We start from the raw sequence: 23900 nt of genomic DNA, 5'->3' as shown, positions 1-23900 counted from the left end.
GGCGTCAGACCTCCATGCCGTACCGGAGCACCTTGTGCGTGGGGTACAGCGAGAAGGTCGGGATGGTGACGTCGGGAGTCCGGGTGGCGATGTACAGAGCGGCCTCCGCGACGTTCGAGACGTCGATGCAGCTGGCCGAGAGGCCCTCAGCGATCTCCTTCTCGTCGAGCCAGCCGTCCGTGTAGGCGGGGAGGTCGCCATCGTAGAGGCCGCGATCGATGATCTCCGTCATCGGGGTGCGCACGTGCGAGGGGTTCAACACGGTCACGCCGATGTTCTTCTCCATCCCCTCGATGAGGATGTTCTTCGACAGGCCCAGCATGCCGTGCTTGGAGGCCCGGTACGGACTGTGCCCCGGGCCCGAGGCGACCTTCGTCGACGAGGAGCCCATGTTGATGATCCGCCCGCCGGACGGCTGCTTCTCCATGACGAGGAACGCCTCGCGGCAGCAGAGGAAGACGCCGGTGAGGTTCGGCCCGATCGTCTTGTTCCACTCCTCGAGCGTCACCTCGGTGATGGGCGGTGCGAGCGAGTCCCGACCTGCGCTGTTGACGACGAGGTCGATCCGACCCCAGGCCTCGAGGGTCCTGGCGAAGAAGCCGCGCACGGTCTCCTCGTCGGTGACGTCGCCCGTGATGGCCAGGACCTCGCCGCCTCGGGCGGCGACGTCGGCCGCGACCTGATCGAGACGGGCCGCGTCGAAGTCGATCATCGCGACCTTCGCGCCGTTCGCGGCGTAGATGCGGGACACGGCCTCGCCGATGCCGGAGGCTGCCCCGGTGACGAGCGCCACCTTCCCGGTGAGCGCGTCACCGGCGGTGGGGAGGTAGTCAGGCACCATGGTGGTGCTCCTTTCGAGAGTGTTCTCTGTGTGATCGGACGAGTGCGGCGGCCTCCGCCGCACGGCGGGTGATCTCGGCGAAGTCGCCCGCAGCCAGGAGGTCGCGCGGGGCGATCCACGTGCCACCGCAGGCGAGCACCTGCGGCCGTTCCAGGTAGCGGGGCAGATCCGCCGCACGGATCCCGCCCGTCGGCATGAGCTGGAGCCCGGGGTACGGTCCCGCCAGAGCGTCGATGAGTCCGACGCCGCCGACCACCTCGGCGGGGAAGAGCTTCACCACCTCGGCCCCGAGCCCTCGCGCCCGGGCGATCTCGGAGGCGGTGGCGGCTCCGGGCACCATGTCGAGCCCCTGTGACGCAGCGTGCGCGAGGACCTCCTCGTCGGTCGCGGGCGAGACACCGAACCGCGCCCCGGCCTCGACGGCGCGCTCGACGTCGCCGGGGGTGAGGAGCGTCCCGGCTCCCACCACGAAGCCGGGACGCTGGTCGGCGACGGTACGGATCCCCTCGGCGGCCGCAGCGGATCGGAAGGTGACCTCCATCGAGGTGAGGCCGCCGTCCGCCAGGGCGTCGGCCAGGCGGAGCGCCTCCTCGCCGGAGGAGACGACCACCACGGGCACCACGCCCGCGTCTCGGAGGAGGGAGGCGACGCCGAGGTCGCCCTCTGTTCGGACGGTCGTGCTCACGACGACTCCAGCCCGAGCTGCGCCGGCGTCTTCGCGCCGACCATCAGGGCCACCGCATCCGCCATGTCGATCTGCGACGTCTCGACCAGGGCGATGCGCTTGCCGAGCCTCTGGATGTGGACCCGATCGGCGACCTCGAAGATCTGAGGCATGTTGTGGCTGATCAGCACGACGGGGATGCCCCGCGAGTTGATGTCCTTGATGAGCTTCACCACGCGGCCCGACTCCTTGACGCCGAGGGCCGCGGTCGGCTCGTCGAGGATCACGACCTTCGATCCGAACGCCGCCGCCCGGGCGACCGCGACCCCCTGCCGCTGACCGCCGGAGAGGGTCTCCACCGCCTGACCCACGTTCTGCAGGGTCGAGAGACCCAGCTCGCCCATCGCGCCGAGCGCCTCCTGGCGCATCCGCTTCTTGTCGAGCATCCGGAACACGCTGCCGGCGATGCCCTTCCGCCTGATCTCGCGGCCGAGGAAGATGTTGCTCGCGACGTCGAGCGCCGGGGAGACGGCGAGGCTCTGGAAGACCGTCTCGATGCCGAGCCTCCTCGCCTCGACGGGCGATCGCAGATGAGCCTCTCGGCCCTCGATGAGCAGCTCGCCCTCGTCCGGCTGGACGGCACCGGCGAGGCACTGGATGAGGGAGGACTTCCCCGCCCCGTTGTCGCCGATCACCGCCAGCACCTCGCCCTTGCGGATCTCGAAGTCTGTCTCGTCGAGGGCCACCACGTGGCCGTAGCGCTTGACCAGCTTGCGGCCCTCGATGACGAGCTCGTCCGAGATGGTGCGAGCGTGCGAGGCGTCGAGGGAGGTCTGTTCTGTCGTCATGTCATCGTCCGATCTTGCGCAGGCGCTGGTCGACGGCGACCGCGCCGATGATGAGGAGCCCGATCGTGAACTCCTGCCAGAGGTTGTCGAAGCCGGCGAGCGAGAGCCCGCTCGAGAAGACCCCGACGATCACGGCCCCCAGGAGGGTCCCCATGATCCGGCCGCGGCCGCCGAAGAGGCTCGTGCCGCCGATGACCACGGCGGTGATCGAGGCGAGGTTGTAGGAGGCGCCCGCCGTGGGCGAGATCGAGCCGATGCGGCCGATCAGCAGCCACGCGGTGACGCCGATGATCAAGCCCGCGACGATGTACACCGACATCAGCACCCGGTTGACGCGGATCCCGCTGAGGCGTGCCGCCTCGAGGTTGTCGCCCACCGCGTAGATGTGCATGCCCCACGCCGTGCTGCGGAGGATGTAGGCGAACAGGACGAACATGAGGATCGTGAGCAGCTGTCCAAAGGTGAACGTGGTGCCGAAGACCTGGAAGCCCTGTCCGAGCCAGTTGAAGAGCGGGGGGACCTCGGCGTAGGGCACGCTCTCGCCGTCGGAGATGAAGAGGTTGAGCGCGTAGAAGATGCTCAAGGTGCCCAGGGTGGCGATGAACGGCGGGATGTTGAGCCTGGTGACGATGAGGCCGTTCACGGCGCCGCAGGCGACGCCGACGAGGATGCCGAGCACGAGGGCGAGCTCCACCGGGAGGCCGACCGCGACCGCCAGCTTCCCCATCACCACCTGGGCGAGGAGCATGATCGAGGCCACGGACAGGTCGATCCCCGCGGTGAGGATGACGAGAGTCTGGGCGATGCCCAGCATCGCGATCACCTGCACCTGCTGCAGGATCAGCGAGAAGTTCTGCAGCGTGCCGAAGTTGGGCGACACGATCGAGAACACGATCAGGGCGAGGACGAGCACCGCGATCGGGCCGATGAGGGGCCGCGACAGCATCCGTCTCTCGATCCATTGCAGCGGGGTGAGTCTGCCGCTGTCGATCTCGACGAGGCCCATCGGTGACTTCGGGGCGGGCACCGCCGGGGATTCGTCCTTCTGACGATCCGTTGCGCTGATGTTCATGGGTCGGACTTCCTACGTCGTCGTACGGGGTCGCGTTGCGGGAGACCCCTCGAGCGGGGTCGGTGGCGGTGGGCCGGGCCGAGGGCGCCGGCCCACCGCGGGTCGGGGCGGCTTCTGCGGGTCAGCGTCGCGGGGTCAGCCCCAGCACTGGTCGAGACCCCAGGTGGTGTCCTCCGACTCGATGCCGTCCTGCGGCTTGTCGGTGACGAGGGTCACACCGGTGTTGGTGAAGTCGAGGCCCTCGCTGTTCTGGGGCTTCGTGCCGTCGTCGAGGTAGGCCTTGACCGCCTGGAGCGCCTGCTTCGACATCTCGAGCGGGAACTGCATCGACGTGGCGGCGATGATGCCCTGCTGCACGTTCTTCACGCCGGGGCAGCCGCCGTCGACCGAGACGATCGTGATCTGGTCCTGGAGGCCGGCGGCCTGGACCGCCTGGTAGGCGCCGGCTGCGGTCGGCTCGTTGATCGTGTAGACGAGGTTGATCGTCGGGTCCTTCTGGAGGAGCTTCTCCATGCCCGTGCGGCCACCCGCCTCGTTCGCGTCGGTCACCTCGTGGCCCACCAGCCGCGGATCCGTCTCGTCCCACATCTTCGTGGGGTCGGCGGTGTCGATGCCGAAGCCCTCGAGGAACCCCTGGTTGCGGGCCACGTCGACGGGGATCTGGTCGGTGCTGAGGTCGAGGGTGGCGATGCGGGCTGGCGTGCTGCCGAGCGCCTCCTTCGCCCACTCGCCGACCAGCTGCCCCGCGAGGAGGTTGTCGGTCGCGAACGTGCCGTCGATCCCCGACGCTGCGCCGAGCGGCGAGTCCATCGCGAAGACCAGGATGCCCGCCTGCTGCGCCTTCTGGATGGCGGGGATGATGCCGTCGCCGGCGGGGGTGACGAGGATGGCCTTCGCGCCCTGGGCGGTGAAGTTCTCGATCGCCTTGATCTGCGAGTCGACGTCGCTCTGACCGTCGCCGCTGGCGACCTGGAGGTTGTAGCCGAGCTCCTCCGCCTCGGCTTTCGCCCCCTCGGTCATCTTCACGTAGAAGGGGTTGTCCTGGGTCTTGATGACGAGTCCGACGAGCGGTTCGCCCGAGTTCGACGAGGCTGCTGCATTGCAGCCGCTGAGGCCCAGGAGCACCATCGCTCCTGCGGCGGTCGCAGCGACGATGCTGCGAGTTCGTGCGTGCATGACTTCCTCTCGGAAAGGGAAATGATTACCGACTCGGCCAGAGTAACGGAAATTTCTTCTTTCTCAAGACGCAAAAGGAAATCTTTCTACGGCCCTCCCCTCGGACGGCCCGCCGGCGACCGTCACACGGGGTCGGCCGGCGGGACGTCCAGCAGGTCAGCGCGCAGCGTGACGCGGAGCGTGACCGTCGTCGTCCGTCACGCGCGGGACCGCGGTCGCAGGGGCTCCCGCGTCCTCCCCGACGCGCTCCGCACGCGGTGTGCCGGGCTCCACAGGCTCGGTCGGCCCTGCGTAGTGCAGCCGCAGACGCTGCTCCTCCTCGGGCGTGAGACCCTCGTCGCCGTCGACCTTCGGAGCCGACCTCACGAGGTCTTTGTCGAAGGGGACGTAGACGTCGTCGTGCTCCCATGCGGCGTCCTCGAGTGGGACGTGGACGGTGTGTCCGACGAGCGTGCCGACATGGGTCCTCGCCCAGGTGGGGTGACCGTCGACGGCGTCGACGAGCACCCCCGTGATCTTGCCGAGCTTGACCTCGCCCGGTCCGTAGAGCGTCGCTCCGACGATGGACTGGATGTTCGTCGAGGGCAGCACGGCTACCTCCCCAGCCCGGCGCGGTCGACGCGGCGGTGGAACCGCATCCCGGCCGCACCGCCGAGGAGCGCTCCGACGAGGCTCGCGCCGGCGAGCACCACCGCGGTGATGATGCCGGTGACGGTGAGCGCTCCCTCGTCGATCGGGATGCGCGGGAAGCTGTCGAGGTTCGCCAGGATGTTGAACTGGCTGCCCGCGATGGCGCCGATGACGGCGACGACGATCGCGATGATCACGGCCCAGAGCCACACGGCCAGCCCCTGCTTCACCCCGTCGAAGCGGGCCATCCGCCCGGCGACGTAGCCGCCGCAGAAGTAGGCGACGAGCAGCACGACGACCAGGGCGATGGCACCCACGATGCCGATCGTGGTGGTCTCGCTCTCGTCGAGGTCGGTCTGGCCGTCGGTGACGCCGAGACCGAGAGCGGTGCCTGCCGCGGCCAGCAGCGCGGTGAGGATCACACCGGTGCCGGTCGCGGTGAGCCAGCCGAAGAACGCCGATCCGAACTTGAACCCGCCGAACCTCCGGCGCTCACGCTCCACCACCTCCTCGCGAAGGGTGGCCCGCTCCTCCACGGGCACGGAGCTGGGCTGCGCCGCGGTGACCGGCACGGAGCCGGGCTGCGCGGCGGTGACCGGCACCTCTCGATCAGCGCGCGTCGGCGCGGCCGTCGTCCGGTCGACAGGGACCGAGGCCGCTGCGGCTCGGTCGCGATCGTCTGGGTTCGTCATGATCCCGCCTTCCTCGTCATGATCCGCCTTCCTCTGGGGCGACGGTCGTCCTGGGGACGCCGTCGGCGATCTCCGCAGAGGCGATCTCCCCAGTGGGCACCGACCCGCACGCACCGGCAAGGGGTAGCGCGAACCCGCCGGGAGTGCCTTCCGTGGCTCTCTCCCGCGCTCGGCGGGGGCCCAGCGACGCGGGAGTAGCGTCGGACCATGCGTGCAGTGACCCATCCTGTGTTCGGCGAGGCCTCCGACGTGCTCGAGATCTCCGAGCTCCCCACCCCCGACCCCGGACGGGGTGAGGTACGGCTCCGCATCCTGCTCTCCCCCATCCACAACCACGACCTGTGGACCATCCGCGGCACCTACGGCTTCAAGCCCGACCTGCCCGCGCGGGCCGGCACCGAGGCCGTCGGGGTCGTGGATGCAGTCGGTGAGGGAGTCGAGCATCTCCAGGTGGGGCAGCGCGTCGCCACCGGCGGCACGTTCGGGGTGTGGAGCGAGTACGTCGTGACCAAGGCGGCCGGCCTCATCCCGGTGCCCGACGGCATCGACGACGAGACCGCCGCGCAGCTCGTGGCGATGCCGTTCAGCGCGCTCAGCCTGCTCGACTACCTCGACGTCGACGAGGGCGACTGGATCGTGCAGAACACCGCCAACGGCGCGGTCGGCCGCCTGCTGGCCCGGTTCGCGGCAGCCCGCGGCGTCCGCGTGCTGGGGCTCGTGCGACGCGACGCAGGCGTCGAGGAGCTCGCGGCCGTGGGCATCCACGACGTGGTCTCCACCGAGGACGACGGATGGCGCGACCGCGCCGACGAGATCCTCGGCGGCGCCCACCCGCGCGCCGCGGTCGACTCCGTGGGCGGCACCGCCGCGGGCGACCTGCTGTCGCTCCTCGGCGACGGCGGGACGCTCGTCTCGTTCGGCGCGATGGGGTCGGATGCGCTCACGCTGTCGTCGGGCGACCTCATCTTCAAGCAGCTCACGGTGAAGGGCTTCTGGGGCTCGCGCGTGAGCGCCGAAATGGATGCGGACAAGCGCCGCGCCCTCTTCGGCGAGCTGCTGCAGCGGGTCGGCTCGGGCGAGGTGCAGCTGCCCGTCGAGGCGGTCTACCCCGCCGACGAGGCCCGCGCGGCGGCCGCAGCCAGCGCCGTCCCCGGCCGAGCCGGCAAGATCCTCCTCCGCTTCTGACCCTCCCCCGCGGTTCCGCCACACCCTTGGCGTTTCGCCACACGCATGCGCATGGCGAAACGCCATCAGTGTGGCGGAACGGGGTTCCGGCGGCGGCGGGGGTCAGGCGGCGAGGGCGGACATCCAGGACTCGACGGCGTCGGGGGTGCGCGGGAGGGCGGCGGAGAGGGTGACGCTCGCGGTCTCGGTGACGACGAGGTCGTCCTCGATGCGGATGCCGAGGCCGCGCAGCTCCTCCGGGACGGTGAGGTCGTTGCGCTGGAAGTAGAGGCCGGGTTCGACCGTGAGCGTGTGGCCGGCGGCGAGGCGGCCGGTGAGGTACGAGCCGACGGGCGCGTGGTTGCAGTCGTGCACGTCCATGCCGAGCATGTGCCCCGCGCGCGAGATGCTCCAGCGCCGCTGGTACTGGTTGCCGGGCGCGAGGGCCTCGTCGAGCGAGCAGTGGAGCAGCCCGAGGTCGATGAGGTCGGCGGCGAGCGAGCGGGAGCACGCGTCCTGGTAGTCCTGGAACGCGACACCGGCGCGGAGCGTGTCGATGCCCGCCTGCTGAGCGCGGAGCACGATCGAGTAGACGTCGCGCTGGAGCGGCGTGAACGTCCCGGTGACGGGGAACACCCGCGTGATGTCGGCCGAGAACAGGCTCGGCAGCTCGACGCCCATGTCCATGAGCACGACGTCGCCGTCGCGGAGCGGCCCGTCGTTGGCGGTCCAGTGGAGCGTGGTCGCGTGGTCGCCGGCGCCGACGACCGAGCCATACGCCGGCCCCTCCCCCTCGAGGCGCGAGCGGCGATGGAACGTGCCCTCGAGGTAGCGCTCGCCCCGGGGCGCGGCGCGCGCCGCATCCCACTCGCGGAGGCAGTCCTCGAAGCCGAGCGCGGTGGCGTCGACGGCGAGCTGCAGCTGCGCGAGCTCCCAGTCGTTCTTGATCAGCCGCAATTCGTCGAGGGTCGACTTCAGCAGCAGGTGCGGGGCGAGCTCGGGTCCGCAGAGCCCGCGCACGAGGTCGTCGACGCGCTCGTCGAGCGTCGGCACCACGCGGATGCGCCGGGCTCGGCGAGCGGCCTGGGCGAGGTCGGCGTCGAGCGCCGACAGGGGCCGGGTCTCGAGCCCGAGCGCCGACGCCGTCTCGGCGAGCGTCGGCCGGGGACCGACCCAGAGGTCGCCGAGGGCCGGATCCTGCCAGAACTCGTCGGTCGCCCGTCCCGACGGCGGCAGCAGGTACAGCACCGCATCCGCCTCGCCGCCCGTGGTGTCGATCACGAGCACGCTCTCGGCGACGGTGTTCCCCGTGAGCCACACGTGGTCGGTGCCCGGACGGAAGGTGTAGTCGGTGTCGTTCGACCGCACTCGCGCGGTGCCGGCGGGGATGATGAGCAGCTCGGCCGGCAGGGCCTGCGCGAGCCGGGCCCGGCGCTCGACCGCGTACGTGACGACGGGGTTGTCGGGTGCCAGCACGGCGGGCATGTCGTCCCAGCCGGCGAGCATGAACCCGCCGTTGCCCGACAGGGGCGCCCGGTTCGGAGCCCCGGGCATCCGCCACAGCGGCGACGACGGATGCGCCTCGACCGCCATCAGAGCGTCCGTTCGAGAGCGCCAGGCACCTCGACGAGCCAGCCCTCACGATCGGCGTCGGCCGGCGCGACGGGCACGCGCCCCTCGCCGTCGGGCAGCGGGATCGCGGCGAGCAGGGCCCGCGTGTACGGATGCAGCGGGTCCTGCCAGACCGCCTCCGTCGCACCCGACTCCACCACGCGCCCGCGGTACATCACGAGCACCCGGTCGGCGATCCGGCGCACCACCGAGAGGTCGTGCGAGATGAAGAGCATGCCGGCGCCCGCCTCGACGCTCAGCGACCTCATGAGCGCGGCGACGCTGGTCTGGGTGGACGCGTCGAGGGCGGAGATGGGCTCGTCGGCCACGAGCATCCGCGGTCGGGCGGCGAGCGCGCGGGCGATCGCGATGCGCTGCTTCTGCCCGCCCGAGAACTGGTGCGGGTAACGGTCGACCATCGCCGGGTCGAGTCCGACGCGGTGCAGCCAGTCGGCGGGGTCCGACCCGGCGTCGCCGCGGGCCAGGGCGGCGCGGACGCCGTCCTGGAGCTGGTCGCCCACCCGCCGACGCGGGTTGAGCGACGAGTTCGGGTCCTGGAACACCATCTGCAGCCCGGTCTGGGACGTCCCACGACGGCGCAGTCCGAGCGGCTTCACCTCGTCGCCGTTCAGTCGCACCGAGCCGGAACGCCGCTTCTCGATCCCCACGACCGCGCGGGCCAGGCTCGACTTGCCGCATCCGCTCTCGCCGACCAGGGCCACGACCTCGCCGGGCGCGACCGTGAAGCCCACGCCGTCGACCGCGCGGAGCGGCGGGCGGCGGCCGTACTCGACGACGATGCCGTCGGCCTCGAGCACCGGTGCTGCGGTCATCGGGTGGCCCCCTCGGAGTCGGGATCGATGGAGTCGGCCGCCACGACGTCGGCGCGAGCGTCGAGGTCGTCGGCGGCGACCGCTCCGCGGCCCGCGATCAGGTCGTCGACGAGCTCGTCCGGCGTCTCCTCGAACGACGACCCCGGCAGCGCGGCGAGCAGCGAGCGCGTGTACTCGTCCTGCGGGTCGGTGAACAGCTGCCGGCGGGGCGCCGACTCGACGACGGCGCCCTGGCGCATCACGGTCACCACGTCGGCGATCGCGCTCATCACGCCGAGGTCGTGCGTCACGAGCAGCACGCTGAGTCCGCTGTCGTCGACGAGCTCGCGCAGCAGCTGCAGCACGCCCGCCTGCACGGTGACGTCGAGGGCGGTCGTGGGCTCGTCGGCGAGCAGCACCGACGGGTCGCACGCCAGCGCCACCGCGATCGCGATGCGCTGACGCTGTCCGCCCGAGAACTGGTGCGGGTACTTCTTCAGCGCACCGGCCGCATCCGGCACACGGACCCGGTCGAGCAGCTCGACGGCGCGCGTGCGCGCCTCCGCCGCCGACAGCCCGAGGTGGTGCCGCATGTGGTCGGTGAGCTGACGCCCGATCTGCAGCTGCGGATGCAGGCTGGTCGACGGATCCTGGAACACCATCGCGATGCGGCGGCCGCGGATCTGGCCGAGCGTCCGCCGCGACGCGCCGACGAGCTCGACGTCGTCGCCGCCCGCTCCGGCCCCCGCGAGCCGGATGCTGCCGGACGCCATCATGCCGCCGGGCAGGAGGCCGAGCACGGCGAGCGCCGTCATCGTCTTGCCCGAGCCCGACTCGCCGGCGAGGCCGTGGATGCCGCCGCGGGCGAGGGTGAGGTCGATCCCGTCGACGATGGTGCGGCCTCGGGCGGAGATGCGCAGGTCGCGGATGCGGAGCGCGTCGCCCGGCAGCCTGGTCGTGTCGCTCACAGCGTCGGCCCTCCCCCGCGGATCGTGGACGAGGTGGGATCGAGGGCGTCGCGCAGGGCGTCTCCCACGAAGTTGAACGCGATCACCACGGTGAGGATCGCGAGCCCCGGGAAGACGCCGATCCACCAGGCGTCGAAGTTCTTGATCGCATCCGACACCATCGAGCCCCACTCAGCCGTCGGCGGCTTCGCGCCGAGGCCGAGGAACGACAGTCCCGAGAGCAGCAGGATCGCCGTGCCGATGTCCAGACTCGCCAGCACGAGCACCGGGCCCACGATGTTGGGGGCGATGTCGCGGCCGAGCGAGCGCAGCGGAGAGAAGCCGAGCAGCTGTCCCGCGACGACGTAGTTCGATCTGCGCAGTCCCAGGACCAGCCCGCGGGTGAGCCTGGCGTACGACGGCCACGACACGATGAGCGCGGCGAGCACGGCGTTCAGGAGCGACGCGCCGAGCGCGGCGGCGATCACCATCGCGAGGATGACCGTGGGGAACGCCATCACGAGGTCGGTGACGCGCATCGCCACCTCGTCGACCGCGCGGCCGAAGAACCCCGCCACCGCGCCCACGATCGCACCGATGAGCACGGACAGCACGACCAGCAGCAGCGCGAGCGGGATCGTCACCTGAGCGCCCCAGATGACGCGGGAGAAGACGTCGCGACCCAGCGCATCCGTGCCCATCAGGGTGCCCTCGCCGGGCGGCTGCAGGATGGGGAGGTCCTGGGCGATCGGGTCGTGGGGCGCGATGACCGGGGCGAGGATCGCGACGACGATCCACGCGAGCGCCACGCCCGCGCCGATGAGCCCGAGCGGGGCGGACCAGCGGCCGAGCCGCATCCGCGGGCGACGCCAGCGCGGGGACGCCGCGTCGATCGGGTCGAGCACGCCGGCTCCGACGCCGTCGCGTGGCCCTGCGGGCGCGCCGTCGCGGGGATCGGGTGTCGTGGAGGTCCGCGGCGAGGTCACGAGGCCAGCCTCACTCTCGGGTCGAGCACGCCGTAGAGGAGGTCGACGACGAGGTTGACGAGCAGGTACATCACGCCGATCAGGAGGCCGACGCCCATGACCCCGGGGAGGTCGAGGTGGGAGGCCGCCTGGTAGGCATAGGAGCCGATGCCGGGCCAAGCGAAGATCGCCTCGACGAGGACCGTGCCGCTCAGCAGGCTTCCGAAGGCGAGGCCCACCACGGTGAGGATGGGGATGCTCGCGCCGCGGAGGACGTAGGACCAGATGACGGTGCGGCCGGGGAGGCCCTTGGCCCGCGCCGCGCGCACGTAGTCCTGGTCGAGGACCTCGAGCACCGCGGTGCGCACGAAGCGGGTGAGAAGGCCCACCGTGTAGAGCGTGAGCACGAGCACCGGCAGGAAGAGGTGCGCCATGGCGTCGAGGAACGTGTCGAGCTGGCCGACGAGGAGCGCGTCGACCGTGTACATCCCGGTCACCGTGGGAGGCGTGGTGTAGTCGCTGCTCAGCCGTCCGGATCCGGGCGCGATGTGCAGCTGGAAGTAGAAGACGTAGTAGAGCACCAGCGCGAGCCAGAAGGTCGGCACGCTGAGCCCGGCGAGCGACACGACACGGAGCACGTGGTCGGACGCCTTGCCGCGGCGGTGCGCGGCGATCGTGCCGAGCACGACGCCGATGATCACGCTGAGCACGATCGCGCCGATCGCGATCTCGAGAGTGGCGGGCAGGGCCTTCGCCAGGTCGGACGCCACCGGGTTGTGCGTGGTGGTCGAGACCCCGAGGTCGCCGTGCAGCAGGTTGCCGAGGTACGTGAAGTACTGCACCACGAGCGGCTGGTCGAGACCGTACTGGGCGCGGAACTGCGCCACGATCGCCGGGTCCTCCGCGGCCCGCTGGCCGAGCGCGGCCGCGACCGGGTCACCGGGGACGAGGTTCGTCAGGATGAACGTGACGAGGGTCACGCCCACCACGAGGAGCAGCGAGGTGATGACGCGCCGGAGCGCGTAGCGGAGGAAGGGGTGGGCCGCCCGGCCCCCACGCTGACGTGGGGACCGGACGGCCGTGTCACTGCGCGACAACGCTGCTACTTGCTGCCGAGCTTCGCGATGTCGAGGGTCCACACCGCGTTGTAGACCACGTTGTCGACCTTCGAGGCCGCGGCGATGTTGTTGCCGGGCTGCAGGAGCGGGATGAACGGGCCGTCGGCGTTGAGTGCGGTCTGCAGCTCCTCGAAGCGCGACTGGCGCTCGTCCGTGCTGCCACCCGCAGCGGCCGCGTCGGCGAGGGTCGAGATCGCCGGGTTCGCGCCCTCGGCCCAGCCGGCGCGGAGGCCGACCACGTTGCCCGGGGTGAACACGAGGTAGTCGCTGGGGTCCGGGTAGTCCGGGCCCCAGTACCAGAGGCCGATGGTCTCCGTGCCGTTGCGGTACGCGTCGAGCTCGGTCGCGACCGGCGCCGGGGCTAGCTCGACGTTCACGCCGATCTCCTTCAGCTGCGACTGGATGCGCTGGGCGATCGTCGGGAAGTCGAGACCGTTCAGCGTGATGTCGCTGGGGAAGTTGAGCGTGACGCTCTCGCCCGCGTAGCCGCTCTTCGCGAGGTCGGCCTTGGCGGCGTCGAGGTCCTGCGTGAGCTTCTCGTCGGCGGGGAGCGCGCCGAGCAGCATGCTGGGGATGACGCCCGAGGCCTGCGCGGTGCCGGTGCCGGCGATCGACACGAGGTCGTCGTAGTCGATGGCCTCCTTGACCGCCTTCACGAAGTCGGGGTTGGAGGTGATGGCCGACACGCTCGGGTTCTGGTTGAGCAGCAGGAAGATCACGTTCGCGGACGGGTCGCTGGTGACGGCGACCGAGTCGCCGAGGCCCTCCGCCTGGGTGCCCGAGAGGTCGAGCGCGATGTCGGCGCTGCCGCCCTGGACGTTGATCTTCTGCGTGGCGCCCTCGACGTTCTGGATGACGACGCGGCCGAACGCCGGCTTGTCGCCGTCGTACTTGTCGTTCGTGGTGAGCACGACCTGCGAGGCGAGGTCGAGCGAGTCCAGCACGTACGGCCCGGATCCGGCCGAGTGGGTGTTGAGGTACTGCTCGGCGGTGTCGGTCTCGTCGGTGGTGCCGCCGTTCTCCTTGACGACCTTCGAGTTGAGGATGCCGAGGGCCGGGTTGGCGAGGATCGCCGGGAGCGCCGGGGTGGGCGTCGCGGTGGTCAGCACGACCGTCTTGTCGTCCTTCTTGGTGACGGTCACGCCGTCGAGGAGGAAGGACGGGTTGCCCTTCAGGCCGATGACGCGCTGCAGCGAGAACACCACGTCGTCGGCCGTCATGACGGTGCCGTCGGAGAAGGTGTGGTCGCCGTTCAGCGTGAGGGTGAACTCGGTGGCGGCGTCGTTCTGCTCGAGGCTCGCGACTCCGTCGACGACCTTCGAGACGTCGCCGCCCTCGAAGGTGAGGAGGGTCTCGTACAGGGCCTTGTCGACCAGCTGGCCGGTCGGCTCGTACATGCGGCCCGGGTCGGCCGTCTTGAGGTCGAACGTCTTGTCGATGGTCAGCGTCTGCGTGCTGCCGTCAGCGCTGTCGGTCTTGCCCGACGCGCATCCGGTGGCGACGAGCGCGAGCGAGACCGCTGCTGCGGCGATCGCGACTCGGGCCGGGGTGGAGCGGAAAACCATGGAGGCCTCCTGGAGGAATGGATCACTTGGACGGTGTGGAGGTACTTTGGCACAATTCCGCGCCGAACGTCTTGCTTGACGAGGCCCTTTCAGACGGAATAGCGTCGGCTCACGGAATCGGAGGCGAAATGTCGAACACTGAGAAGCGGTCCGGCGGTTCGGCTGGACAAATCCATCCACCCCTGGACGAGGTGAACCTGCGCATCCTCGAGATCCTCCGGGAGGACGGCCGCATCTCGATGTCCGCTCTCGCCGAGCGTGTCAACGTCTCCCGGGCCAGCGTCTACAGCCGCGTCGAGCAGCTCACCGCATCCGGGGTGATCGCCGGCTTCTCGGCCATGATCGACCCCGGCAAGGTGGGTCTCGACATCTGCGCGCTGGTCTTCGTGACCGTGCATCCGCAGTCGTGGCACCGCTTCCGGGAGGGCATCCTGCAGATGCCCGACGTCGAGTACTGCTGCGTCACGACGGGCGAGCACGACGCGATGCTCATCGTCCGCTCGACCGACGTGGGCGGCGTGCACGACTTCGTCACGGGTGTCGTCGCGGCGCGGCCGGAGGTGAAGTCGGTGGTGTCGGTCGTCGTGCTTGACGAGGTGGTGCGGAAGTCCTTCGTGCTGCCGAGCGACATCCCCGACCGCTCCGGATCCACGAACCGCCTCGGAATGACGCGCTTCACCACCGCCGGCAACGGCCGCGACACCGCCCTGTAGCCGACCCCGCTCCCCGCGCGTCGGACAGCGTCCTCAGACCTCGACGCAGACGCTCACGTGGTCGACGCCGTCGATGGTGAAGTCCTCGATCAGGCGGATGCGTCCGGCCTCGCCGGTCTCCACGCGGCTGGCGCTCGATCCGGTGACGACGGTCCCGCCGTCCAGCAGGACGTGCGCGAAGGTCACCGACAGCGCGTCGCCGACGCGCGTCCCGAGGAAGCGGCCGAACGTCACGGTGTCGCCCTCGTAGTCGCCCCAGATCACCCCGTCGCGCTCGGAGTACCAGAACCGCGACGGCGACTCGGGGTCGACGGCGCTGTTCGTCGACGACTCCATCACGAACTCGCGGCCGTCGAGGCTCGGGGCGGATGCGGCGGGCACGTCGACTCGTTCGTTCACAGTCGAAGAGTATGCATCACGCATCGCTCCGTCTGGGCGGCATCGCCGCTTTGTCCCGTGCTTTCCACTCCACGCGATCGTGGGCTGGATGTTCCGTGACAGATCGAGCCTCCGGCGTCCGATTCATCCGGCGCCGCAACCTCCCACCGGATCTCGTCGACCGGGCCACCACACACCCGGCGGACGACCGAGCTGCGGGTTCCGCCCTCCCCACGCGGCGCCGCCGCCCCTCCGGGCACGAACACCCGCCGGACGGGCGGAACCCGCACAGAACGCACGGTGGCCGACCCACCTCTCGGTCTCCTCGGAGAGGACGACACTGGGATGATGATCGGACCTCGCACACACGCGTCCGCCGGTCGGTCACCGCTGAGGACCGGTATGGCGATCGCGCTCGTGGCGCTCATGCTGTCGGTCACGGGATGCGCACGACGGACGGACGTCGACGCCGGCTTCTGCACGCAGTTCGCCGAGCGCTGGAACTCCTTCGCCAGCCGAGGGCCGGACGCGGACGCTCCCGCCCTGCGCGACGAGCTCCTGGACTTCTGGGAGGACTCCCGCGATCCGGATGTCGTGAACGACACCGTCGACGAGGTGCTGCAGCTCGCCGCCCGCGACCTCCGGCAGGCGTTCTCCGAGCGCGGGCTCAGGCAGAAGGACGCGATAGCGGACCTCGACAACGCCCTCGGACTCGTCGCGCAGGAGTGCGCCGCGAGCGGTCACCCCATCGCGTACACCCCCGCCGCCGACGCGCTCCCCTGACGCGGGACCCTCCGCCGGGTGATCAGGAGGCGAGGGCGCGGACGCGGGCGAGCGCGGAGCGTTCGCCGTCGCGGGTGAGCTGCTCGGCACCGGCCGGACGGATGACGTAGCCGGTCGTGGGATCGAGCTGATCCAGGCCGATGTCGCCCGTCCGCGACAGGGTGTATCCGGCCGCGGTCTCGGCCTTCTGGCGGCGCCCGTACGCCAGGAGGACGACGAAGTTGACGAGGATCACGGCGATGACGACCACGACAACGCTGATGAGCGGCAGACCGACCAGCACCGAGTCCCCCGCGGTGAGACGGACGGTCTGCAGCCCGATGACGGCGATCACCGGAACCACCGTCAACGACGAGGTGACCCGGAGCACACGGGCCCAGGCCGTCGAGGGCATCCCAGGGAGCATGGCGCGGCGCGGCGGTGTGACGTACGACTGCGACGGCGCGCTCCGCCCCGAGCTCGCCGCGGTTCCGGCAGCCGCTGCACGGGAGGACAGGATCCGGTCACGGAGCTCCTCGATGGATCGCCCGCGCGCGGGGTTGAGCCCGCGTCCCGAGATCCCGAAGCCCAGCTCCACCGGCTCGTGAGGGGTGCGGATGCGGAGCGACAGTCCCGAGTACGACTTCCGTTGGATGGTCACGAAGGTCTCGGAGACTCCGAGGACATCGGGCCAGGCCACGGAGACCACGAGCTGTGCGTCCTCCTTGCCCCGGAAGACGTGCACGCCCTCGCCGTCGAGGGCGAGGACGAACGACCCGCCGATCACGGCGGGATCCACACCCCCGAGCACGCGGACGGCCTCGTCGGACTCCGCCACGCGCAGCGCATGGACGAGCATTGCCCCCGGCCGAAGCGCCCCCACGATCGCGAGCCGCTTGGCGGCCTGCCATTTCATGATGACGGCGACCACTCCGAAGACGGTCCCCAGGGCCGCCCCGATGATGATCGGGACGAGCGATCCGTGGAGCCGCGGGAACAGTGCCACGGCGAACCCGATCCCCGCGCCGAGCGGGATCAGCAGCAGCCAGACCAGGAAGCGCAGCGCCGCCGGCGGCACCGCGGGGACGCCCAGCGTCGCGACCGCCGCCCTGGCCTGCTCCGTCGTGACGTCGCCGCCCAGTCCCCGTCGTCGCAGCGCGGTGAGAGCCGCCGCCGCGTCGATCGCATCCCCGAGCCCGGTCGTGGGTGCGGGGCCCGCACTCGGGCCCGCCTCGTGCGCGAGGGTCATCGGCACGGTCACCGTCCCGAGCGAGGGGCTCACGACCGCGAGCGCGAGACGATCCGGGCCGTCTGCCGCCGCGCTGCGGACCACCCGCCACGGGAGGCCGAACGAGACCTCGCCCCCCGGCGACCGCAGTCGCATCCCCGTCACGTCGGCCTCGACGACCACCCGCTCCGGAGCCGCTCCGGCGAACCTCTCGGCCCCGATCGGAGCGATCGCGGCGAACAGCGCCGCGTCGCCGACCACGACGAACCTGACCTCGGACACGCGTGCCCCTCCCCCTCAGAAGAGCACCATCCTCACACACCACGCGCACCCGCTCAGAACACCAGAAGAGGGGGCAAGCCTCGAATCGGGGATTTGCGGCGCGTCGCTTAACTTAGTTAGATCGAGGGCGTGGCAGACCCCCTCTCGCAGCGCTCGATCGTGGATGCTGCCCTCGCCGTGCTCGACGAGGGTGGAGCGAGCGCCGTGACCGTGCGCGCGGTCGCCGCTCGGCTCGGGGTGCAGGCGCCCGCGCTGTACTACCACGTGACGAGCAAGCAGCATCTGCTCGACGAGATGGGCACCGAGATCACCCGCAGGGTGGTCTCGGTGCTCACGACTCGAGCCTCCGATGGACACTGGCTGCACGATCTGGCGGCCTATGGCGCCGCGCTGAGGGACGAGTACCTCCTCCACCGCGACGGCGCACGCACGTTCAGCGGCACGCTCATCACCGACCCCGCGGTGCTGCGCGCCCTGGAGCCCTGGCTGCGACGTTGGACCGACTACGGTGTGCCCCCGAGCGCGGTGTTCGATGCGATCGAGATCGTGACCGCCTTCGTGACCGGATACGTGATCGAGGAGCAGGAGCGCCTCCAGTCCGCGGAGGAGCCGGAGCGCTACTCGCCTGAGGCGAGGCGCGCACGACTCGGCGACGGCACCCCGCTCGTCGTCGACGCCGGCTATGCCCGCACGGATCCGAGTGGACGCTTCGAGAGGCAGCTCGCCGCGGTCATCCGCGGCATCGGCGAGTCGTCCCGCGTCGCAGAGGGAGCATCCGATGGTCCTTGAGCTGCTGGAGGCCACGGGCCGTCTGCAGGACGTGGGCGCGATCCTGTACGTGCTCTACTCCGTCTACAAGGAGCTGCGCTGGAGGCCGCTCTCCACGCGAGGCGAGTGGGGGATGCCGACGATCCTCGGACTCATCGGCGGGATCAGCCTGCTCAACACGGGTCTGTTGTCCGCCACGCCGATCGAATGGATCCTGGTCGGGGCGACGGTCGCTCTCGCGCTGGTGTGCGGCGTCCTCGCCGGGTGCGCTGCACGGTTCCGGCCCCTGTCCGATCGCGATCGTGCGTCGCTGGAGCGCCGGGCGGAGCGGGGAAAGCGGTCGCGCACCACCCCCTTGCCGGTCCTCGAGGTGAGGACGGGATGGATCGGCGCGGTCCTCTGGGCGGTCACCCTCGGCTCCCGCTACGGTGCCGAGTACCTGGGCGAGCACCTGGAGGCGCCCCTCGCCACCACGACGGGGCTCGCGCTCCTCCTCGTCGCCGTGAACGAGGCCGGGCGCGTCATCGCCGTCTCCCGCCGCGCGCCCCGCGGTGCGGATGCCGTGTCGCCGGCATGAGCCTACGCCAGGACCCGGTCCTGCCGAGGGGGACACTGGAACGGTGCTCGCCTCTCGCCTCGGCGCCCCAGCCGGTCGACCACCGCCGAGGGCGGCGACGGCGATCGCACTGATCGCGCTCAGGGAGGACTCTCGCGATCCGGACGTCGTGAACGACACCGTCGCGCAGGTGCTGCTCTCCGTCGAGCGCGACCTCCGGCAGGCCCTCTCGGAGCGCGGGCTCAAGCGAGAGAATGCGATCACCGACCTCGAGAACGCTCTCGGCGTCATTGCGCAGGAGNCAGCCCAGGCGTCCCGCCCCCCCCCCCCCCCCCCCCGACTTGCGGGAGATGCCCAGCGACGACGCCGTCGCGGTGCTCTCGCGCTTGCCCGCATCACGCCCGGCATCCTGGTACCGCACTGAGACGAGGGGGTGAGCTATCCTCGAACAATGTCCAGGAAGCATCGACCGGTGACAGAGGGCTCCGGCCTCACGCCCGAGTTCACACAGCTGCTCGTGGAGAGCTTCGTCGAGACCAAGGCGAAGCAGGAGCGTGCGGCCGAGAAGTGGGGCTTGGGCTCCAGCCGCGAGTGGTCCGCAGACCTCGCGCAAGGCACGATCACCTTCGACTTCCCTGATTACACCTTGCACGGGCGATGCCAGTTCCTCGGCAGCTATGCGCCCGAGGCGAGCACCTGGCTGTGGGGATGGGCAAACGAATCAATTCCCGCCCCGATGAGACACGCGGCCCTGCAGGTCCGCGCCCTCGCCGAGCGGCCCGGACTCGAGCTCCTCGCAGAGCCCAAGGTGGGTGTCCGGGCTGACATCGCCGACGACTTCGCCAGCATCGCGGTCGAGGTGGCCGGACTCGACGGCTGGTATCGCGTCCCCGCTGCGAGGTCCAACGCCTACCTGGGATTCACCGGCTTCGACGTCGAACCGCACGACTGACGACGGGCGACTGCACGGATCTGGCACTCATGGCGGGCTTCGCGGGGAGGCAGGCCGCCACGAGTGTCAGATCCGCTGCGGAGTCGCGCAGGCGCGGGGCCGTCAGTCCTCGAGGAGGATCGTGTAGACCTTGGCGATGCGGCCGTCGCGGATGAAGCAGGTGTCGACGCCACGCACGACGGGCGGCTGACCCTCCGGGCCGAGGTTCCAGGCGAGGTAGCCCATGTCGTGGTTGACGTAGATCCGGCCGGCGGGGCTGAAGATGAACCCGGGGGCGCCGTCGAGGAGACGCTGCGCCTTCGCGTCGAGGGCCTCCCGCCCGGTCGTGATCTCATCGGGATCGACGAACTCGACGTCCTCCGTGTAGGTGCGGGCGATGGCCTCGCGGCGGCGCTCGGGGTCGCGCTCGCCGAAGACCTCGAGGAGGTTGGCGCGCATGAGGTTCTCGATCGTGTCCGTCATCTCGTCGTCCTTCGTGTGTGTCCGAACGTCCTTCTCGGAGCGACTCTCTCGCATGCGGGGAAGGGAGGCAACCTCGGAGTCGTTCGAGGATCTAACGTGTGGGGATGAGCATCCGATCGCCGTCCGCCGCGCGGTGGTGCCGCTCGTCGGGGCTGCATCGGGTGGAGATGCGCTGGTTCGACGACCTGGGCCGCCCGGTGCAGGACGACGCGATCCTGCACCGGCTCCGGTCGCTCGCGATCCCGCCCGGATGGCACGACGTCTGGGCCGACGCCGACCCGGAGGCACGCGTTCAGGCGACGGGCGTGGATGCGCGCGGGCGCACCCAGTACCGCTATTCGGCCGCCGCCGAGGCCGAGGCGACCGCCCGGAAGTTCGCGGACCTGCTGCAGTTCGGGGGCTCGCTGCCCACGCTGCGCACGCACGTCGAACGGCACCTGACCGAGGGCGTCGGCGAGGACTCGCCGAGCCGGGTGCGGCGCGCGACGGCCGCCGCGGTGCGGCTGCTCGATCGCGGTCTGTTCCGGGTCGGATCCCCCCGGTACGCGCGGGACAACCACACCTACGGGCTCACCACGCTCACCCGTGAGCACGTGCGACTCGACGGCGACGAGATCGAGTTCGAGTTCATCGGCAAGGAGCACCGGCCGTGGCATGTGACGGTGCGCGACGGGCAGGTCGCCGAGGTGATCCGGATGCTCGTCGCCTCGTCCTCGTCGGCGACGGCGCCCCTGTTCTCGGTGCGGACCCCGGAGGGCGAGCACGCCATCACGAGCGCGGTGGTCAACGCGTACGTCCACGGCGCGACGAGCGCGCCGGCCACAGCGAAGACCTTCCGCACGTGGGGCGGCACGGCCGCAGCCGCCGCGGTCGCGGGCGGCGCGACGGCACCGTTCGCGGCCCGGTCGACACGACCGGACCTCGTCGCGGTCGAGGTCGCGGCGTACCTGCTCGGCAACACCCGCGACGTCGCCCGCCGGTCGTACGTCCATCCGCTCGCCCTCGAGGCCGGGCGCTCCCCCGCGGTCGTCGAGGCCATCGCCGCGGCCGCGCGGGCCTCCGGCAGCTCGGACGTCCGCGAGCTCCTGCGCGCCGACGCCGTCGTCCTCGCCCTCGCCGCAGAGCTCGCCCGCATCACGGCCTCCCCGGCGCCGCCCGCGTCCCCCGGACCGCCTCGCTGAGGTCGCCGGCCCGACCTTCGGCGACGCTCCGCCGGGGCGATCCGCGGGCCGAGAGGTTGCGGTCGCGGGCGCGCAGCGCCACGATGCGATCAGGCGCCCTGCAGCCGACTCTGGGCCGGAAGGGATCGACGGTGGACGACGAGACGCTCCTTGCGGTCATCTACCGAGGGCGGCCCGCGACGATCGAGGCGGTCGCCGACCTCACCCACCAGACGGCGGAGGCCGCGCGGGGCGCCGTGGATCGCCTCCGCGAGCGAGGGGTCCTCGGCGGGGACGGCGAGGACGTCCGGTACGTGCATCCGGCGGCGTGGGCTGCCGGGACGGTGGCCGATCAGTCCCAGCGGATGCGGGAGGAGGCCGCTCGGAGCCTCGTGCGGATCGAGGACGTCGTCGCGTCCCTCCCCTCGCTCCTTCGCGACTGGGCGGTGGGCGAGACGTCCGGCGATCCGGTCCCCGTCTACACACGGCACGGTCCGCATGCGTCCGAGGACCTCTGGTTCGAGATCGCCCCTCACGACACCGGGACCCTCTACGCCCTGCTGCCCGAGGTCGACCGCTTCCTCGAGCCGGACCCGGAGCGCGCCGCGCGCTTCGGCAGGGCCCTCGCCGGCAAGGACGCGGTCCGGGTGATCATGCCCACCTGGGCCGGGGACAATCCCGCCGCGCTTCGTTCCGTGGAGCACTACGAGCGCTCCGGCGTCCAGTACCGTCTGCTCGATCAGCCGGCGAGCTGGTTCTGGGTCGACGGCGACCTGCTGGCGGTGCCCTTCGAGTGGGGCGAGGGCCGACCGACGAGCGTGCTCTGCGTCCGCAACGCCTCTCTGGCCGGGATGGCGCGCGACTACTTCGAGCAGCTGTGGTCCAGGGCGGCCTCGCTCGAGCCGCCGGAGCACCCGTGGGCGTCGCTGCTCGTGCTGATGCGCCAGGGCACCACCCTCGACACGGCCTCCCGCATCCTCGGCATCAACCCGCGCACCGGCCGACGGCGGATCGCCGCCGCGATGGAGCACTACGGCGTCTCGACCCTCTTCGCGCTCGGAGTGATGGTGGGCACGCACGAGGCGTCGGTCCGCCCGGGCGCCCACCAGGGGTGAGGATGTCGGCGGGTCGCGCGCCGCGCTCCTAGCGAGCAGGCCGGATGCTCTGCGGCTGGTGGAAGACGTTCTCGGGATCGTAGGCGGCCTTGATCCGACGCAGCCGTTCCACACCATCGCCCCAGTACTCGTGGTCGCTGTCGCGCGCATCCGCGTTCGGGACGTTGACATAGGCGCCGGCGACATAGGGCTCGAGCGCCCGCCCGAAGCGGTCCACCCACGACAGGCACGCCTCGGTCAGCGCGGGGTCGCCGGCCGCGACGCCGGCCCGGTCGCCCCAGCCGGCACCGGGCTCCGCGTAGAACAGCGCACCGCGATGGGCGAAGGCGCTGCCGCCGGCCGGCTCGCTCGACGACATGCCGCCTCGCAACGCGTTCGTGAAGTAGTTGCACTCCGTCGTGGGCGCCTCCGCGATGAATTGCGCCACGACGGCGATCGCGTCGTCCGGGAAGGGCTCGGTCACGAACTGCGAACCGAAGCGCCAGTTCGCCGGCTCGTCCTCGAGCGGCACCTGGATGCCCGCGTAGAGATCGGCCCAGGGCCCCTCCTGCACGGTGATCTCCGGCGAGCCGAGACCGAGCAGGGGCTGCAGCAGCTCGTGCACCTCCGCCGTCGTGCCTCCCGCCGAGACGGCGATCAGGGCGATCCCGTCCCGGTGGATCTCGAGTTGGCTGGTCACCCGCGCGTCCGTGAACGGTGCTGTGCTCTGCCAGGCGCTGAACACCTCTCCGAGGAAGTCGAGGCCGGGCCATCGCGCCGTCATCAGCACGGCTTGCGGCAGGGGGTGCACCCGGTAGGTCAGCGAGGTCACGACGCCGAACGCCCCGTTGCCCGCGCCCCGGAGCGCCCAGAGGAGGTCGGGATCGTGCTCGGCATCCACCCGGGTCGCCGCCGCCGACCCGTCGGCGGTCGCGCGGACGATCTCCACCCCGAGGAGGTTGTCGCTCGCGAGACCGAAGGCCCGCGTGAGCAGTCCGAAGCCCCCGCCCAGCGTGGCGCCGACCAGACCGACCGATCCCTCCACCCCCGTGGGCGCAGCGAGCCCGTAGGCGCCCAGCGCCGAGACCGCCTCCTGCTGGAGGAGGCCGGCCCCGACCGTCGCGGTCCGAGCGGCGTGGTCGATGGCGACCGACTTCATCTCGCTGACGTCGATCACGAGGCCGTCGTCCAGGGAGGACCAGCCCTCCAACTCGTGGCGCCCACTGCGCACCCGGAACGGCATGCCCTCGCGGCGAGCCCAGCGGACGGCGCCGACGACCTCCTCCGTGGACCGGCAGAACGCGATCACGGCCGGATCGCGCGTCACCAGACGGTTCCAGGAGGCGCGGGCGCCGCCCCATCGCTCGTCTCCGCGCACGACCACACGCCCGGGGAGGTCGGCCACCTGCGGCAGCGAGATCGAGGGGCTTCCCATGGATC

The 23900-nt window shown here is 71.1% G+C and carries 25 protein-coding genes; 8 read left to right on the top strand and 17 right to left on the bottom strand.

Translation table 11 applies throughout. The annotated features are described in order from the left end of the window. Positions 1–4: 4 nt before the first annotated feature. The 7 genes from IEX69_RS12840 to IEX69_RS12810 form a co-directional block, all read right to left on the bottom strand. Positions 5–841, bottom strand: a complete 837-nt coding sequence (locus IEX69_RS12840) for an SDR family NAD(P)-dependent oxidoreductase (RefSeq protein WP_085017727.1) — start codon at positions 839–841, stop codon at positions 5–7. Next, the gene (eda, locus tag IEX69_RS12835; RefSeq protein ID WP_085017726.1) at positions 831–1526 is read right to left on the bottom strand and encodes a bifunctional 4-hydroxy-2-oxoglutarate aldolase/2-dehydro-3-deoxy-phosphogluconate aldolase; all 696 of its coding nucleotides are present in this window, start codon (positions 1524–1526) and stop codon (positions 831–833) included. The genes IEX69_RS12840 and eda overlap by 11 nt, the downstream gene beginning before the upstream one ends. Further along, positions 1523–2353 carry an ATP-binding cassette domain-containing protein gene (locus IEX69_RS12830; RefSeq protein ID WP_085017725.1) on the bottom strand — a complete coding sequence of 277 codons (831 nt, stop codon included), beginning with the start codon at positions 2351–2353 and terminating at the stop codon, positions 1523–1525. The genes eda and IEX69_RS12830 overlap by 4 nt, the downstream gene beginning before the upstream one ends. A gap of 1 nt (position 2354) precedes the next feature. After that, the gene (locus IEX69_RS12825; RefSeq protein WP_085017724.1) at positions 2355–3425 is read right to left on the bottom strand and encodes an ABC transporter permease; all 1071 of its coding nucleotides are present in this window, start codon (positions 3423–3425) and stop codon (positions 2355–2357) included. A gap of 135 nt (positions 3426–3560) precedes the next feature. After that, on the bottom strand, positions 3561–4601 hold the full coding sequence (locus IEX69_RS12820) for a substrate-binding domain-containing protein (protein WP_085017723.1): 1041 nt from the start codon (positions 4599–4601) through the stop codon (positions 3561–3563). Positions 4602–4757: 156 nt separating this feature from the next. Next, complete coding sequence (locus tag IEX69_RS12815) at positions 4758–5192, bottom strand: hypothetical protein (protein WP_085017722.1); 435 nt, start codon at positions 5190–5192, stop codon at positions 4758–4760. A gap of 2 nt (positions 5193–5194) precedes the next feature. Further along, positions 5195–5923 (bottom strand): hypothetical protein, encoded by a 729-nt coding sequence (locus tag IEX69_RS12810; RefSeq protein ID WP_229756347.1) that lies wholly within the window; start codon positions 5921–5923, stop codon positions 5195–5197. Between the two features lie 207 nt (positions 5924–6130). On the opposite strand from IEX69_RS12810, the gene IEX69_RS12805 reads away from it, so the two are divergent. Next, on the top strand, positions 6131–7108 hold the full coding sequence (locus IEX69_RS12805; protein WP_085017721.1) for a zinc-binding dehydrogenase: 978 nt from the start codon (positions 6131–6133) through the stop codon (positions 7106–7108). A 102-nt stretch (positions 7109–7210) separates the two neighbouring features. Here the strand turns inward: IEX69_RS12805 and IEX69_RS12800 are convergent, their stop codons facing one another. From IEX69_RS12800 to IEX69_RS12775, 6 genes are read right to left on the bottom strand one after another with little or no spacing between them, the layout of a single operon-like run. Further along, positions 7211–8680, bottom strand: a complete 1470-nt coding sequence (locus tag IEX69_RS12800; protein ID WP_217348649.1) for an aminopeptidase P family protein — start codon at positions 8678–8680, stop codon at positions 7211–7213. Continuing rightward, the gene (locus IEX69_RS12795; protein WP_085017720.1) at positions 8680–9531 is read right to left on the bottom strand and encodes an ABC transporter ATP-binding protein; all 852 of its coding nucleotides are present in this window, start codon (positions 9529–9531) and stop codon (positions 8680–8682) included. Before IEX69_RS12795 ends, IEX69_RS12800 begins: the two co-directional genes overlap by 1 nt. Next, positions 9528–10478: an ABC transporter ATP-binding protein gene (locus IEX69_RS12790; protein ID WP_085017719.1), complete on the bottom strand. Its 951-nt coding sequence runs from the start codon at positions 10476–10478 to the stop codon at positions 9528–9530. Before IEX69_RS12790 ends, IEX69_RS12795 begins: the two co-directional genes overlap by 4 nt. Beyond that, on the bottom strand, positions 10475–11443 hold the full coding sequence (locus IEX69_RS12785; protein ID WP_229756346.1) for an ABC transporter permease: 969 nt from the start codon (positions 11441–11443) through the stop codon (positions 10475–10477). Before IEX69_RS12785 ends, IEX69_RS12790 begins: the two co-directional genes overlap by 4 nt. Further along, positions 11440–12519: an ABC transporter permease gene (locus tag IEX69_RS12780; protein WP_085017718.1), complete on the bottom strand. Its 1080-nt coding sequence runs from the start codon at positions 12517–12519 to the stop codon at positions 11440–11442. The genes IEX69_RS12785 and IEX69_RS12780 overlap by 4 nt, the downstream gene beginning before the upstream one ends. A gap of 5 nt (positions 12520–12524) precedes the next feature. After that, the gene (locus IEX69_RS12775) at positions 12525–14105 is read right to left on the bottom strand and encodes an ABC transporter substrate-binding protein (protein ID WP_085017717.1); all 1581 of its coding nucleotides are present in this window, start codon (positions 14103–14105) and stop codon (positions 12525–12527) included. Between the two features lie 191 nt (positions 14106–14296). Between IEX69_RS12775 and IEX69_RS12770 the strand changes: the two genes are divergently transcribed. Further along, positions 14297–14818: an Lrp/AsnC family transcriptional regulator gene (locus IEX69_RS12770; protein WP_229756345.1), complete on the top strand. Its 522-nt coding sequence runs from the start codon at positions 14297–14299 to the stop codon at positions 14816–14818. Positions 14819–14851: 33 nt separating this feature from the next. Here IEX69_RS12770 and IEX69_RS12765 read toward each other — a convergent pair whose 3' ends face one another. Continuing rightward, the gene (locus IEX69_RS12765) at positions 14852–15217 is read right to left on the bottom strand and encodes an avidin-fold protein (protein ID WP_229756344.1); all 366 of its coding nucleotides are present in this window, start codon (positions 15215–15217) and stop codon (positions 14852–14854) included. A gap of 381 nt (positions 15218–15598) precedes the next feature. Here IEX69_RS12765 and IEX69_RS12760 point away from each other — a divergent pair, with 381 nt between their 5' ends. Beyond that, on the top strand, positions 15599–15979 hold the full coding sequence (locus IEX69_RS12760) for a hypothetical protein (protein WP_085017715.1): 381 nt from the start codon (positions 15599–15601) through the stop codon (positions 15977–15979). Positions 15980–16001: 22 nt separating this feature from the next. Here the strand turns inward: IEX69_RS12760 and IEX69_RS12755 are convergent, their stop codons facing one another. Further along, positions 16002–17468 (bottom strand): hypothetical protein, encoded by a 1467-nt coding sequence (locus tag IEX69_RS12755; RefSeq protein WP_085017714.1) that lies wholly within the window; start codon positions 17466–17468, stop codon positions 16002–16004. Positions 17469–17597: 129 nt separating this feature from the next. Between IEX69_RS12755 and IEX69_RS12750 the strand changes: the two genes are divergently transcribed. The 3 genes from IEX69_RS12750 (at position 17598) to IEX69_RS12740 (ending at position 19744) form a co-directional block, all read left to right on the top strand. Next, positions 17598–18257, top strand: a complete 660-nt coding sequence (locus IEX69_RS12750) for a TetR/AcrR family transcriptional regulator C-terminal domain-containing protein (RefSeq protein ID WP_157127048.1) — start codon at positions 17598–17600, stop codon at positions 18255–18257. Further along, positions 18247–18813 (top strand): hypothetical protein, encoded by a 567-nt coding sequence (locus IEX69_RS12745; protein ID WP_085017713.1) that lies wholly within the window; start codon positions 18247–18249, stop codon positions 18811–18813. Before IEX69_RS12750 ends, IEX69_RS12745 begins: the two co-directional genes overlap by 11 nt. Before the next feature lie 451 nt (positions 18814–19264). Then, positions 19265–19744 carry a DUF6882 domain-containing protein gene (locus IEX69_RS12740; RefSeq protein WP_085017712.1) on the top strand — a complete coding sequence of 160 codons (480 nt, stop codon included), beginning with the start codon at positions 19265–19267 and terminating at the stop codon, positions 19742–19744. Positions 19745–19846: 102 nt separating this feature from the next. Here the strand turns inward: IEX69_RS12740 and IEX69_RS12735 are convergent, their stop codons facing one another. Next, positions 19847–20206 (bottom strand): nuclear transport factor 2 family protein, encoded by a 360-nt coding sequence (locus tag IEX69_RS12735; protein WP_229756343.1) that lies wholly within the window; start codon positions 20204–20206, stop codon positions 19847–19849. A 104-nt stretch (positions 20207–20310) separates the two neighbouring features. On the opposite strand from IEX69_RS12735, the gene IEX69_RS12730 reads away from it, so the two are divergent. Then, the gene (locus IEX69_RS12730; protein WP_085017711.1) at positions 20311–21387 is read left to right on the top strand and encodes a DNA topoisomerase IB; all 1077 of its coding nucleotides are present in this window, start codon (positions 20311–20313) and stop codon (positions 21385–21387) included. A gap of 131 nt (positions 21388–21518) precedes the next feature. Next, on the top strand, positions 21519–22481 hold the full coding sequence (locus IEX69_RS12725) for a hypothetical protein (RefSeq protein ID WP_157127047.1): 963 nt from the start codon (positions 21519–21521) through the stop codon (positions 22479–22481). A 28-nt stretch (positions 22482–22509) separates the two neighbouring features. Here IEX69_RS12725 and IEX69_RS12720 read toward each other — a convergent pair whose 3' ends face one another. Further along, positions 22510–23895, bottom strand: coding sequence for an FAD-binding oxidoreductase (locus IEX69_RS12720; RefSeq protein WP_085017709.1), 1386 nt, complete (start codon positions 23893–23895; stop codon positions 22510–22512). Positions 23896–23900: the final 5 nt, after the last annotated feature.

The sequence above is a fragment of the Cnuibacter physcomitrellae genome (assembly GCF_014640535.1).
In the GTDB taxonomy this organism is placed as follows: domain Bacteria; phylum Actinomycetota; class Actinomycetes; order Actinomycetales; family Microbacteriaceae; genus Cnuibacter; species Cnuibacter physcomitrellae.
This window is presented reverse-complemented; position numbering and strand designations above follow the sequence as displayed.